This window comes from Gordonia namibiensis NBRC 108229, from assembly GCF_000298235.1.
GTDB classification, from domain to species: Bacteria; Actinomycetota; Actinomycetes; order Mycobacteriales; family Mycobacteriaceae; genus Gordonia; species Gordonia namibiensis.
The window spans coordinates 198,560-211,617 of record NZ_BAHE01000015.1; the positions used below are offsets into that span (position 1 = coordinate 198,560).

Consider the following 13,058-nt stretch of genomic DNA (forward strand, 5'->3'; position numbering starts at 1 on the left):
GAGGCGTATCGAAAGGTGTCGCCTACTCGCCTACTCGCCCACTCGCCACAGCGGGTTCACCGGGCCGTGGCCGGCGCCCAACGGATAGGCGGCGGCCAGGCCGCGGGTGACCCACTTCTTCGCGAAGGAGACCGCGTCGGGAACCAAGTAGCCATGTGCCAGGGCACAGGTGATCGCCGCGGCAAGTGTGTCGCCGGCGCCGTGGTCGTGGGTCGTGTCGATGCGCTCGTGGTTGAGTTCGATGAACTCGGAGCCGTTGTAGAGCAGGTCGGGGGAGTGGTCGCAGGACCGTAGGTGTCCGCCCTTGACCAGCGCCCAGGCAGGTCCGAGATCGAACAACGCCTTCGCCGCATCGCGCTGCGAGTCGGTGTCGACGACGTCGATCCCGGTGATGAGCCGTACCTCGTCGAGGTTCGGCGTCACCACCGTGGCCAGCGGGAAGAGGTTGTCGCGCAGGGTATCCAGGGCGGAGTCGGCGAGTAGTTGGTTCCCGTGCATCGAGGCACACACCGGGTCGACGACGAGCGGGGAGGAACCGTCGCGCCCGATGCCGCTCGCCGAGCACTGAGCGACGACAGCATCGATGATCGGTGCCGACGCCAGCATGCCGGTCTTGGCGGCGCCGACGCCGATGTCGTCGGCGACTGTCGCGATCTGGGCGGCCACCGTTTCCGGTGCGATCTCCTGGAAACCGCTGACGCCCAGGGAGTTCTGCACGGTCACCGCGGTGACCGCGACACAACCGTGTAGGCCGAGGAGCGCAAAGGTACGCAGGTCGGCCTGGATGCCGGCGCCACCGCCGGAATCCGATCCGGCGATGGTCATCACGCGGACCGGTGTCTCTCCCGGTGCCGCGACCGGCAACAACTCGACGTCGGTCACGCAGTACCTCCGGGAACGGTCTCGAGCGGCAGGTACACGCGGTTGCCCGCCTCGGCGAACTCGGCCGACTTCGCCGCCATCCCCTCCGCGATCTTCCGGTCGATGTCCTCGGCGGTCACCAGGTTGTTCTCCTCGGCGTAGGCGCGCACGTCGGCGGAGATCCGCATCGAGCAGAACTTGGGGCCGCACATCGAGCAGAAGTGTGCGGTCTTCGCGGGTTCGGCCGGCAGCGTCTCGTCGTGGTACTCGCGGGCGGTGTCCGGGTCGAGGGCGAGGTTGAACTGGTCGACCCAGCGGAACTCGAAGCGCGCCTTGCTCAATGCGTCATCGCGCTCCTGTGCCCGGGGGTGGCCTTTGGCGAGATCCGCCGAGTGGGCCGCGATCTTGTAGGTGATCACGCCGACCTTCACATCATCGCGATCGGGCAGTCCCAGGTGCTCCTTGGGTGTTACATAACAGAGCATGGCGGTGCCCGCCTGGGCGATCATCGCCGCACCGATGGCTGAGGTGATGTGGTCGTAGGCGGGTGCGATGTCGGTGGCGAGGGGGCCGAGCGTGTAGAACGGTGCCTCCTCGCAGAGTTCCTCCTCGAGACGCACGTTCTCGACGATCTTGTGCATCGGGATGTGCCCCGGTCCCTCGATCATCACCTGCACACCATGGGATTTGGCGATGGTGGTGAGTTCGCCGAGGGTGCGCAGTTCGGCGAACTGGGCCTCGTCGTTGGCGTCGGCGATCGACCCCGGGCGCAGTCCGTCGCCGAGAGAGAAGGTGATGTCGTAACGACGGAAGATCTCGCACAGCTCGTCGAAGTGCGTGTACAGGAACGACTCCTGGTGGTGCGCCAGGCACCAGGCGGCCATGATCGATCCGCCCCGCGAGACGATGCCGGTGACCCGGCGGGCGGTCAGCGGCACGTAGCGGAGCAGGACGCCGGCGTGCACCGTCATGTAGTCGACACCCTGCTCGGCCTGCTCGATCACGGTGTCGCGGTAGATCTCCCACGTGAGGGCGACAGGATCGCCGTTCACCTTCTCGAGGGCCTGATAGATCGGTACGGTGCCGACCGGCACGGGGGAGTTGCGCAGAATCCACTCGCGGGTGGTGTGGATGTCGGCGCCGGTCGACAGGTCCATGATGGTGTCGGCGCCCCATCGGGTGGCCCACACCATCTTCTCGACCTCGTCGGCGATCGAGCTGCGCACCGCTGAATTCCCGATGTTCGCATTGATTTTCACCGCGAATCTCTTGCCGATGATCATCGGCTCCGACTCGGGGTGACGATGATTCGCCGGGATCACCGCGCGTCCGATGGCCACCTCGGAGCGAACCAGCTCGGGGTCGACGCCCTCGCGCGCCGCGATGAACCGCATCTCGTCGGTGATGATCCCTGCTTGCGCCCAGGCGAGTTGGGTGCTCGCTCCGTCGACGGGTTCCGGACGGTGCCATTCGTCGCGGGTCGGCGGCAGTCCGCGCTCCACGTCGATGACCGCATCGGAATCGGTGTACGGCCCGGAGGTGTCATAGACGTCGAGATGTTCACCGTTGGTGAGGTGGATTCGACGCTGCGGTACGCGGAGGTGATCGACGGTGAGGTAGTGCTTGGAACTTCCCTCGATCGGTCCGGTCGTCAGACCTGAAGTCGTGGGTGTGGTGGATACACGTGTGCCCATGATGGTTCTCCCTACGCCGGCATTACCCGGACAGGTTCGAGCGGTCGGCGACCGCCCGTCGCCATCTCAGCCCTCGGTCATCGTGAGAGCCCCCGCGTGTGTAGTTGTGTTGCGGTTGCCACCTTACAACGGCGGTCAACACCCGAGGCCGCGCCCGGGAAGATCACCGGTAGGTCTCGTCAGTTACGGATCCGTAAGGTACGGTGTGACCCTGGTCACAAGGGGTCCTTACGTCGAGCCGCGGCGTCATGCCGGTGACCCGCCACAGTGATCACGTGAGGAGGTGTAGGTGTTACGCAAGAACCGGCATCGGCCGCCGCAGTCGGCGCGATCCATCCTGCAGCAGATCGCGCAGGTGGTGCACAACCCCGACCGCGAGCGGTTCGAACTCTGGGTCGCGGGAGATCTCGTCGGCGTGCTCGGCTACTCGACCGAGACCGTCGACGGTCAGACCACCATCACCGTCCTGCACACCGTGCTCTACGACGAATACAGCGGTCATGGACTCGCCACCCGTCTCACCCGGACGGTCATCCACTTCGCCCGGGAACGTAACGCGCGGCTCCGACCGGTGTGCTCGTTCACCAAGAACTATCTCGACCGTCACCCGGGGGTTGTGACGCTCGCCCCCGTATGAGGCGCGTCGATGTCCATGGCGGCGATCAACTGAAAGCGATTTGTACATCGCGGCGATGACCCGGTAGTGCCTCGCGGGCGTACGGTTCGGCGGTGACCCCGACCGCGAGGACATCGATGACTGCAGTGGTAGAGACGACCGTCGGCGGCCCGCACCTCGAGCAGGTGCGCCGCTTGGTCAACCTCATCGACGGCCAGTGGGTCGAGGGTGAGGACACCCAGCTCGTCAGCACGAGTCCCACCTACCCCGATGTCGTCGTCGCCGAGGGGCGTTGTGCGAGTGCTCGACAGGTCGACGCCGCTGTCGACGCCGCATGTCGCGGCTTCGCCATCTGGTCGGACATGACCACGCATGAACGCGGTGCAGTACTCGTCAGGGCCGCAGGGGTTCTCGAACGCGACGCGGAGCAGCTGGGTGCCGAACTCACTCGTGAGGAGGGCAAGACGCTGGCCGAGGGGATCGGCGAGGTGCAGCGGGCGGCGCAGATCCTGCGCTACTACGGCGCCGAGGGTGATCGAGATGCGGGCGAGGTGTTCTCCTCGCCGCGCAAGGGCGAACGAATCCTGGTGACGCGCAAGCCGATCGGTACAGTAGGCGTGATCACGCCCTTCAACTTCCCGATCGCGATCCCGGCGTGGAAGATCGCTCCCGCGCTCATCTACGGCAACACGGTGGTGTGGAAGCCGGCCGACACGGTACCCCTTCTCGCGGTGCGTCTGGCGCAGGCCCTGGTCGAGGCCGGACTGCCGGCGGGAGTTCTGAACCTGACCATCGGTGACCGCGCGATCGGCGACAGCATCGTCAATCATCCAGGCATCGATGCGATCACCTTCACCGGTTCGACCGCAGTCGGGCGCGGGATCGCGGCGGCCGCGGCCTCGCGCGGCGTACCGGTGCAGGCCGAGATGGGTGGGAAGAACGCGGCGATCGTGCTCGGCGACGCGGATCTCGACCTGGCGGTGCAGCAGATCATGCTCGGGGCGTTCCGCTCGACCGGGCAGAAGTGCACGGCCACATCACGACTCGTCGTCACTGATGACGTGGCCGACGAACTGCTCGCTGCACTGAGCAAGGCGGCCGCCGATCTGGTGGTGGGTGACCCTCTGGACGCGTCGACCGAGATGGGCCCCGTGATCACCGCGTCGGCCCACGACAGCATCCGCAGCGGCATCGCCGGTGCTATCGAGCAAGGGGCCACCGTGCTCAGCGGTGGTCACGCACCCGTCGAGGCGCCCGAGTCCGGCTACTTCCTGTCGCCGACCATCCTCGAGCTGCCGTCACCGGATCTCGACGTCTGGCGTGACGAGCTGTTCGGGCCGGTTCTGGCGGTCGTCCGGGTGAGCTCGGTCGACGAGGCCTTCCGCGTCGCCGACGACGGGGAGTATGGTTTGTCCGCAGCGCTTTTCACCCAGGACCTCACGCGGGCCCTGGCGGCGGTCGACGACATCGACGTCGGCATCCTGCACGTCAACTCCGAATCGGCCGGGGCCGATCCGCATGTGCCGTTCGGCGGCGCGAAGAAGAGCGGGTACGGCTCCAAGGAACAGGGCCGTGCGGCACGGGAGTTCTTCACCCACACGACGACGGTCTACCTCCGGGGAGGTGCAACGCGCGTCTGACGGTTCGGCGTCACCGATCGGCGGACCGGTCGTCCCCCTGGGGGGATTCAACGCGGAGATGCTCGGAGGGGCAGCGTGCCGTCTGCCCCGTGGTCCTCGCGCGTCAGTCGTTGTGAAGGATGTCGAGAAGTTCACGCGCCTTGACCGCGATCCACAGTTCCGCCCGGACCTCGGCCGAGTCGAGGTCGCGCCGCAGGAGCTGACCGACCTTCGCCATCCGGTTGCGCATGGTGTGCCGATGAACACCGAGTTCTGTTGCAGCGCTCTCGATGTGCGCGTCGTGCCGGAGCCAGGCGCGCAGCGCGGTGATGAGATCCAACGGCGAGCTGTGCGTGGCGTCGTAGTCCTCGAGCGGTCCCAGGAGGATTCGCGACATCGCAGACAGTTCGTCGGGAGAGCGGCCGCTCAACAACATCGAGAACGTGCCCATGTCCGAGAAGTCGACGACCGGCGTCTGTGCCGGGCCGAGTCGCAGTGCAGCTGTCGCCTGACGGAGACTGTCAGAGGCATCAATGATCGCGGCGGATGCCCCCAGTCCCGCGCGCAGAGGCCGCCCGAGCTGTGCGCCGAGTTGCGTGACGAATTCGGTGACCCACTCCACCGTGTGGTCGGCGGTGACGATGACGAACAGGACTTTTTCCTGCGGTGTCATCAGGTACGGAACGGATTGCCGCGCAAACAATCCGGCGATCTCCCGCTGAGCGGGCAGCAACGGACCGACGTCGGTCAGCGCGACCGCGACGACGTGCGCGTCCTCGTCGAAGCCGAAGTACCGGAGCAGGCCGATGTCGAGTTCGGGGCCGAAGTCGATCAGGGCTCGGGCGACGGCCGTGCGAAGCCGCTGCTCGGCATCGACCACCTTCGCCGGCTTGCCCAGTTCGATCGACAGCAGGGCGACCGCGTGGGCCACGAGGACGCGCTCCTCGGGCTGTAGCGCAACCGCCGATCCCACTGCGAGATAGCCGTTGGATTCCTGCGCGACGGACACGCTCTGCACCAGGTACGCGCCGTGCTCGTCGGTGAAGGCGCTGCTCATCTGCTGTCGGCGTCCGGGTCCGCGTGGCGCGGAACCCGCGACGGTCCGCGCGTGCGCGAGCAGGCGTGCGGCGTCCTTTCCGTGCACCGACAGCACCCTGCCGGCGGAGTCGACGAGCACCGCAGAGCAAGAGACTGCGCGACCCAGCGTCGAGATCAGTTGGGGGATACCGCCGCGCAGGATGGCGCGCGCGAGCTTCTCCTGCTGGTCCACCACCCGCTGCACCGCCCGTACCCGGTCGGCGGTCAGCTCGTCGATCACCGCGCGGGTGATCGCGATGAACGGGGTGGGGGGCGGCACCGAAAGGATGGGGAGACCCAGTGCGTCGCCGGCGGCGCGAATGCCTTCGGGGACGGCGTCGAAGGTGGTTCCGGTGTCGACGGCGAGCGCGGCCGCACGCGCCTGCGCGAGGCGCGAGACGTACTCGAACTGCTGCGCGTCCGAGGAGCCGATCGGTAGACCCGTGGTCATCACCAGCTCGCCTCCGGTGATCCATGGGGTGGGGTCGGCGAGCTCGATCGCGTGCGCCCATTCGATCACCCGATCCGCGCCCTCGTGTCCACCCACGAGAGTGAGTCCCAGGTCGGTGTTCCGGGCGAGACGCCGCACGGTCAAGGCCACGGCGACTCATCTCCTCGCAGGTCGGCGGACGGTCGGAGCCGTCCATATGTGCGTCAGAGCATAGCGAGGGCGCCGGGAGTGGAGGTCATCCCGCCGAGGACACCAGCTGCTCTCGTAGAACCTTCTTGTCGATCTTGCCGACGGCGGTGACGGGCAGGGTTCGGACGACGCGGACGACGTCCGGCAGCTTGAACGACGCGAGGCCGCGGTCGGCGAGGAACGTGCGAAGCGTGGCCAGCTCGAGCGGCTGGGCCGGCGGATGGTCGTGGGAGAGCACGACCGCGGCGCAGATCTTCTCGCCCAGCGCGTCATCGGGCAGTCCGACCACCGCGACCTGCCGCACCGACGAGTGTGCGAGCAGGTTCTCCTCGACGTCGTCGGCGGCCACGTTCTCACCGGCCCGGACGATGGTGTCCTTGATACGACCCGTCACCGAGAGGTGTCCCGACGGCAGCCGGGTCACCTTGTCGCCCGATCGGTAGAAACCGTCGGGGGTGAAGGACTTCTCGTTGTGTGCGTCGGCCCGGTAGTACCCGCGGATCGTGTACGGGCCGCGAACGAGCAGTTCGCCTTCTTCACCGTCGGGGACGTCAGCCCCCTCCTCGTCCACGACGCGCACCTCGTCGAACTCCGACATCGGCGAGCCCTGGACCTCATGCACGAGATCCCGCGGCTCATCGGGCCGGGTGTAGCAGATGAGGCCCTCGGCCATGCCGAACACCTGCTGGACCACGTTGCCCAGTGCCTCGTCGAGGGCGACGGCGTCCGGGTGGGCCAGCTTGGCGCCGCCGACCTGCAGAAGCCGCAGGGAACTGATGTCCGCGGGCTCCCACTCGGTCGCCGCGCACCACAGCTGAGCGAGGGCGGGGACCAGCGCGGTCACTGTGACGCGGTGCCGTTCGATGAGGTCGAAGGTGTTGTCGGGACTGGGGTTGTCGGTGAAGACGACGTGGCCGCCGACGCCGAGGACGCCGAGGATTCCCGGGCAGCACAGGGGGAAGTTGTGGGCCGCGGGCAACGCGACGAGGTAGGTGTCGTCGGCCGTCAGCTCCGCGACCTCGGCCGACAGTCGTGCGTTGAGGTCGTAGTCGTCATGCGTGCGCGCGATCAGTTTGGGCAGGCCGGTGGTACCGCCCGAGACCAGGAACAAGGCTGGGAGTTCGGCGCTCGGCGGGTCGGGGAGATCGACCGACGCGGGGTCCGCTTCGGGTGCCGGTGCGAACGGGCCGGGATCGCCGGAGATGAACACCTGCGCGACGGCCGGGACGCGGGACTGCAGCTCGGTGGCGAGATCCCGGAAGTCGAAGCCGCGTCGACCGTCCTCGCCGATGTAGGCGATGGCCCCGGCGCCGGCGGCGAGATGGGCGATCTCGGTGATCCGGTGCGCGGGCAGGGTCATGACCGGTGCGACGCCCGCGCGGAGCAGACCGAGCAGATTCACGGCGAACTCGAGCGAGTTGTTCTGCTGAAGGACGACGCGTTCTCCCGGGCGGAGCCCGGCCTCGACGAAACCGGCCGCGCGACGCAGCGAGGCCTCGCGCAGTTCGGAGTAGGTGAGCGTCCGCGGCCCGTCGATGGAGGCATCGGTGACGGCCGGGGCGTCGGGGGTGCGGTCGGCGCTGGCGTCGAAGCCGGCGAACAGTGGGAGTCCGCGGAACAGTCCGGCGTTGCGGTAGCGGTCTGCCTGGGCGTCGGCGTACGGGGTGAAACCGTCGAGCAGGTCGGTCGCGTGGTCCTGAGGCGTCGGCATGGGACCCATTCAAACACAGGCAGGATAGGGTAACCTTACCGGCCGGTCAGGGTGGAGGATTCGTGCGCTACTCTGCCTACTCGGACGGTCTGTTTGATTAGGCTGCCCTAATATCCCTAGGATCACTGGTGCTGCCGCCCACGACCGGAGGACAAGGACATGTCGCTGACGACCGACTCGCGGACATCGAGGATCGATGCTGCGGAACTCGGCCTCGACGGGGCGGCCGGTCTGATCGCTCCGGCGGCACCGCTCACCGAGACGGTGGCCGCCCGGATCTCGGCGGCCTGGGCCGGTTCCGGCGAGTTCGGCGACCATGTCGTCTACGAGCGCAGCCGTCGATGGACCTTCGCCGCGGGCGTCCGCGTGCGAGTCGTCGTCACCCGCCGCGAGGTCATCGTCGACGACCAGGGTCGCCGGACGACCATCGCATGGCAGGGCGATCCGGCCGACGCGCTGGCCGCGGCGACGGAGTCGCTGTCGGTCGTCGATTGGCGTCTATACGGGTGGGTCGGTTTCGATTTCTGTGCGCCGTACCACGGCATCCTCGAACGAGTTCCCGACGACACGGTGCTCGCGCATCTGATCGTTCCCGAGTTCGAGGCCTTCGTCGACGCGGACGGGGTGGACACCGGCACCGCCGACCCGGAGCGATCTCGTCGTCTTCTCGAGATCGCGGCCACCGCAGGCGATCCCGGGACATCGCGCCCCGTCGACGTGCGGGTCGACACCGAGGACTACCGCGGCCGCGTCGCCGCCGCCGTCTCCGAGATCGCGGCCGGTCGCTATCAGAAGGTCATCCTCTCACGCGCAGTTGACGTCCCCTTCGCGGTCGACATCCCTGCCACCTACGCCCGCGGTCGGGCCGACAACACCCCGGCCCGCTCCTACCTGCTGTCGCTCGGCGACCTCTCGGCTGCCGGATTCAGCCCCGAACTCGTGGTCGCGGTGCACGCCGACCGCACCGTCGTGACCGAACCCCTGGCCGGGACAAGGGCTTTCGGAGTCTCGGCCGATCACGATGCGGCCGCTCGGGCCGAACTCCTCGGCGACGCCAAGGAAGTCGCCGAACATGCGATGTCGGTGCGCGCGTGCTACGACGAGATCGCCTCGATCTCCGCCGCCGAGACGACCGCGGTCAGCACCTTCATGGAGGTACGCGAGCGCGGCAGCGTCCAGCACCTGGCCTCGACGGTGAAGGGCACCCTCGCCGAGGGTGAATCACCCTGGCGTGCACTCGAAGTCGTCTTCCCGTCGATCACCGCTTCGGGAGTTCCCAAGACCGCGGCCGTCGACGCCATCGACCGCCTCGAGTCCCGGCGGCGCGGGCCGTACTCCGGTGCGGTCCTCGTCGCGTCGTCGTCGGGTGAACTCGAGGCGACGCTCGCCCTGCGCACCGTCTTCTCGTCCGGGGGCAAGGCGTGGCTGCGGGCCGGCGCCGGCATCGTCGCGCAGTCGACGCCGGAACGCGAGTTCGAGGAGACCTGCGAGAAGCTGGGCAGCGTCGCCCCGTACGTCATCCCACGCTGACCGGCCGTTACGTTCGAAGCACCACCTATTCCACCAGGAGTCATCACATGTCCGACCACATCACCGAAGCGCTGCACGGCATCCTCACCGAGGACCTCGACCTCGCGCTCGGCGACGTCACCCGCGACTCGCGACTCATCGACGACCTGGGCCTCGACTCGGTGGCATTCGCCATCGGCGTCGTCGCGATCGAAGAGCGTCTGGGTGTGAAGCTCTCCGAACGCGAGCTCTTCGAGTCCAAGACGGTCGGCGATCTCGAGGACCTGATCCGCGCGAAGGCCGGGACGCCGGCCTGAGCCGGACGAGATGCGAGTCGGGGGAGAGGTGAGCGTGGACACCGGAGTGCAGACGTACGCAGAACTGCTCGACGAGGCGTTCGACGAGAAGGTCGCCGCGTGGACGGCCCAGGCCGAGAGCGATCACCGATTCCCGCGGCCACTGCTCGAACACCTCGGTGAGGCCGGGGTTTTCGCCCGCAAGTGGGAAGACCGCAAGCTCACCGACCTCCACGACCACTTCGCTCTCGGCCGTCATCTCGGCTCGCTGGGCTCGGCCGCGATCGGTGTCGGTGTCAGCCTGCACGATTCGGCCATCGCCATCCTCCGCCGTTTCGGGCGGAACGACTTCCTGAAGGACCTGGCGCAGCGGGCGATGACCACCGACGCCGTCCTGTGCATCGGTGCGTCCGAGGAACAGGGCGGTTCGGATCTGCAGAACTCGGAGACGCGAATCTTCGCCGAGGACGGCGGCTACCGGGTTGTCGGCGCCAAGAAGTTCGTCTCGCTCTCACCGATCGCCGACCACATGTTCGTCGTGTGTCGCGGTGTCGAGGACGGCCCCGACACCGGTGGCAACGTCGCGCTGGCCGCCGTGCCGATCGACAAGGTCCGCGTCGGTGCGCCCTACGAGAAGCTGGGCGCCGGACCGCTCGACACCGCGCCGGTCACCATCGACACCTGGATCCCCGAGGAGGCGCTGATCGCCCGGCCCGGAACGGGGCTGGCGGTCATCAGCTGGGGGCTTGCGCACGAACGCTATTCGGTCGCCGCGCAGATCGCGGCCGCGTGCGAGGTGATGCTCGGCGTGACGCTCGCCCGCATGATGGAACGCACGCAGTTCGGCAAGAGACTCTACGACCATCAGGCGCTTCGTCTGCGGCTCGCGGATCTGCAGGCCCGCGTCGACGTGCTGAGCTACTCGCTCGACGGCGTCGCTGCCGGAGGAAAGATCAACCTGCGCACCGCCGCCGCGCTCAAGGCGACCGCGGCCAACCTCGGTGAGGAGGTCGCCTCGGAGTGCCTGCACATCTTCGGCGGGATCGGTTATCTCGAGACCGAGACGCCGATCGGACGCTGGTGGCGCGACATGAAGCTCGCTCGCGTCGGGGGCGGCACCGACGAGGTGTTGTGGGAACTGGTCGCGGCGGCCATGAAACCCGATACCGAGCGTTACCACCAGTTCTTTTCCCATTCCCTCAACCAGGCGCCCTGAGCGTCCCTCATCCAGGCGGTCATCATGAACAGCCCAGTCACCACTCCGGCCGACGCTCGTGTCACCGAACTCGCACCGCCGGATCACACCTATCTGCACATGGACACCGACAGTCGGCCCATGCACTGGTCGATGATCCTCCAACTCGACACCGACGGAACGCTTCTCGGCCTCGATGAAGTACGTGCCCGGGTGCGGGATCGGGGGCGGTTGTTCGAGATCTTCCGGCTGGGCGTGAAGAACGGCCGGTGGCGCAAGCCCGAGGTGGTGCTCGCCGACGAGAACTGGGATGCCGGCGAACATGTCTCGGAGCTCGGATTCACCGACCGTGAGCATCTGCAGCGCCGCGTCTCCAAGCTCCTCGAGACGCCGCTGCCTCGGCCGCGCCCGTTCTGGGACATCACGCTCTTCACCCCCTCCGCCGGCGCCGAGGGGGTCGGTCAGTGGGTGCTGCTGCGCGTGCACCACAGCATCTCCGACGGCATCGCCGGCGCGGCCTTCGCAGCACTGCTCGCCGACGGTGAACCCGAGGACCTCGCCGAGTTCGAGCGCTTCGCCACCAGCCCGCGGTTCCACATCAGCGGTATCGACCCGGAGAAGCTGGGGGAGGCCAAGTCGGCGTTCAACGACCAGCATGCGGCCGGCGGCGGCAAGAAGCGCGCCTGGCCGAGTCTGACGAAGTCGGGGCGTCGTGAACACGCACTCTTCAGTACGTCCACCCGCGCGCTGCGCAAGGCGGCCAAGGCCAACGACTCCAGCGTGCACGAGTTCGTGCTCGGGGCCATCGGACGCGCGCTCAGCATCGACCCGCCTGCGGCACCGCAGGCCGAGGTCCTCCGCGTGACCCTGCCGGTGACCCTCGATCCCGAGTTCCGGCACACCGGCAACGCGGTCTCGGTGGCGCTGCTCAACCTGCCCGGCAACGAGACGAACCTGTCGCAGCAGATCGGCCGGGCGCGCAGCGAGCTGACGACCATCGCCGAGCGTCGGCCGGAGCTCTACCTCGCCGCGGCCGACGACCTGCCGCGGGCGCCGCTCTGGGGCCTGCAGCGGGCGATTGTGAACGCCTCGATGAGCCACATGCACCCGGACATCCACATCGGGATCAACCCGGGCTTCTCCCGGGTGCGGTCGGTCCTCGGTAAATCCATCGTGAGCCTGACGCCGCTGTCGCCGCTGGCCGGCTACTCCTTCTCGGTGACCGTTTTGATCCTCGGCAACACGACGACCTTCGGCATAGTGACCGACGCCCAGGCGCTTCCCGGGTACGCGCAGAAGTTCGTGGAGACGTTCGACAAGGTCCTCACCGAGGCCCTACCGTCAGCATGAAGACGAGGCGAGCTTAGGCTTGCCTAGGAATTCGTTCCCCACGGGGAACGATCAGCACGTGGATACGCGCATCCAGGCGTTCCTCGGCACAAGTGAACGACACAGCAGAAAACACGGAGAGCACCATGCAGAACGATGTCGGCTACCAGGACCCGGCCTACGTGGATGAGACCCACGAACCGGAAACGGGCCCGGAGAAGCGCTCGGGTGGGATCAACATCCCGACCGTGCTGGCATCGGCAGGTGTTGCGGCGGTGATCTCGGCGATCATCGTGACGATCGGTGTGGTCGGTCTGATGGTCGGCGACCGCAACGACTCGGCGAACGCGGCCCAGCCGACCGTCGTGAACCTCGGTTCTGCGCAGACTCCGCAACAGCAGCAGGGCCTGGTGGGTCCGGCCGCCAACCAGCCGCCGGCCGCCGCACCCGGTGAGCCCGCCCCGGCCGTGGCGCCCGCACCCGCGGCCACCGAGAACGTGCCGGAGAGCGG

Annotated in this window: 10 protein-coding genes, 1 pseudogene and 1 riboswitch; of the genes and pseudogenes, 7 read left to right on the forward strand and 4 right to left on the reverse strand. The window is 67.8% G+C overall.

All coding sequences use genetic code 11. The features are described from left to right. Positions 1-30 precede the first annotated feature (30 nt). Positions 31-882, reverse strand: coding sequence for a bifunctional hydroxymethylpyrimidine kinase/phosphomethylpyrimidine kinase (gene thiD / locus GONAM_RS10240; protein ID WP_006866694.1), 852 nt, complete (start codon positions 880-882; stop codon positions 31-33). Next, positions 879-2,555 carry a phosphomethylpyrimidine synthase ThiC gene (thiC, locus tag GONAM_RS10245; protein WP_006866695.1) on the reverse strand — a complete coding sequence of 559 codons (1,677 nt, stop codon included), beginning with the start codon at positions 2,553-2,555 and terminating at the stop codon, positions 879-881. The genes thiD and thiC overlap by 4 nt, the downstream gene beginning before the upstream one ends. Further along, positions 2,547-2,661: riboswitch (TPP riboswitch) on the reverse strand. Its footprint overlaps the gene before it by 9 nt. A 183-nt stretch (positions 2,662-2,844) precedes the next feature. On the opposite strand from thiC, the gene GONAM_RS10250 reads away from it, so the two are divergent. Both GONAM_RS10250 and GONAM_RS10255 read left to right on the forward strand, forming a co-directional pair. Next, entirely contained in the window at positions 2,845-3,192 is a 348-nt protein-coding gene (locus GONAM_RS10250) for a GNAT family N-acetyltransferase (protein WP_006866696.1), read from the forward strand. 116 nt (positions 3,193-3,308) lie between these two features. Then, complete coding sequence (locus GONAM_RS10255; protein ID WP_006866697.1) at positions 3,309-4,811, forward strand: aldehyde dehydrogenase family protein; 1,503 nt, start codon at positions 3,309-3,311, stop codon at positions 4,809-4,811. A gap of 103 nt (positions 4,812-4,914) precedes the next feature. On the opposite strand, the gene GONAM_RS10260 is transcribed toward GONAM_RS10255, so the two are convergent. Together GONAM_RS10260 and GONAM_RS10265 are read right to left on the reverse strand one after the other, a co-directional pair. Further along, complete coding sequence (locus tag GONAM_RS10260; RefSeq protein ID WP_006866698.1) at positions 4,915-6,468, reverse strand: PucR family transcriptional regulator; 1,554 nt, start codon at positions 6,466-6,468, stop codon at positions 4,915-4,917. Between the two features lie 85 nt (positions 6,469-6,553). Next, positions 6,554-8,218 (reverse strand): (2,3-dihydroxybenzoyl)adenylate synthase, encoded by a 1,665-nt coding sequence (locus GONAM_RS10265; protein WP_006866699.1) that lies wholly within the window; start codon positions 8,216-8,218, stop codon positions 6,554-6,556. A 159-nt stretch (positions 8,219-8,377) separates the two neighbouring features. On the opposite strand from GONAM_RS10265, the gene GONAM_RS10270 reads away from it, so the two are divergent. The 5 genes and pseudogenes from GONAM_RS10270 to GONAM_RS10290 all read left to right on the forward strand — a co-directional run. Then, positions 8,378-9,748, forward strand: a complete 1,371-nt coding sequence (locus GONAM_RS10270; RefSeq protein ID WP_006866700.1) for a salicylate synthase — start codon at positions 8,378-8,380, stop codon at positions 9,746-9,748. Further along, positions 9,745-10,044 (forward strand): acyl carrier protein, encoded by a 300-nt coding sequence (locus GONAM_RS10275; protein WP_280985356.1) that lies wholly within the window; start codon positions 9,745-9,747, stop codon positions 10,042-10,044. Before GONAM_RS10270 ends, GONAM_RS10275 begins: the two co-directional genes overlap by 4 nt. A 28-nt stretch (positions 10,045-10,072) precedes the next feature. Next, positions 10,073-11,239, forward strand: a complete 1,167-nt coding sequence (locus GONAM_RS10280) for an acyl-CoA dehydrogenase family protein (protein WP_040535964.1) — start codon at positions 10,073-10,075, stop codon at positions 11,237-11,239. 24 nt (positions 11,240-11,263) lie between these two features. Beyond that, a complete protein-coding gene (locus GONAM_RS10285; protein ID WP_006866703.1) occupies positions 11,264-12,568 on the forward strand; it encodes a wax ester/triacylglycerol synthase domain-containing protein in 1,305 nt (434 codons plus the stop codon). A gap of 125 nt (positions 12,569-12,693) precedes the next feature. Continuing rightward, positions 12,694-13,058, forward strand: a pseudogene (locus GONAM_RS10290) (hypothetical protein); the annotation flags it as partial.

Bases quoted from the DNA above. Each gene is read 5' to 3' on its own strand.
- thiC (WP_006866695.1), bottom strand. From the start codon at position 2,555: ATGGGCACACGTGTATCCACCACACCCACGACTTCAGGTCTGACGACC.
- GONAM_RS10255 (WP_006866697.1), top strand. From the start codon at position 3,309: ATGACTGCAGTGGTAGAGACGACCGTCGGCGGCCCGCACCTCGAGCAG.
- GONAM_RS10265 (WP_006866699.1), bottom strand. From the start codon at position 8,218: ATGCCGACGCCTCAGGACCACGCGACCGACCTGCTCGACGGTTTCACC.
- GONAM_RS10270 (WP_006866700.1), top strand. From the start codon at position 8,378: ATGTCGCTGACGACCGACTCGCGGACATCGAGGATCGATGCTGCGGAA.
- GONAM_RS10285 (WP_006866703.1), top strand. From the start codon at position 11,264: ATGAACAGCCCAGTCACCACTCCGGCCGACGCTCGTGTCACCGAACTC.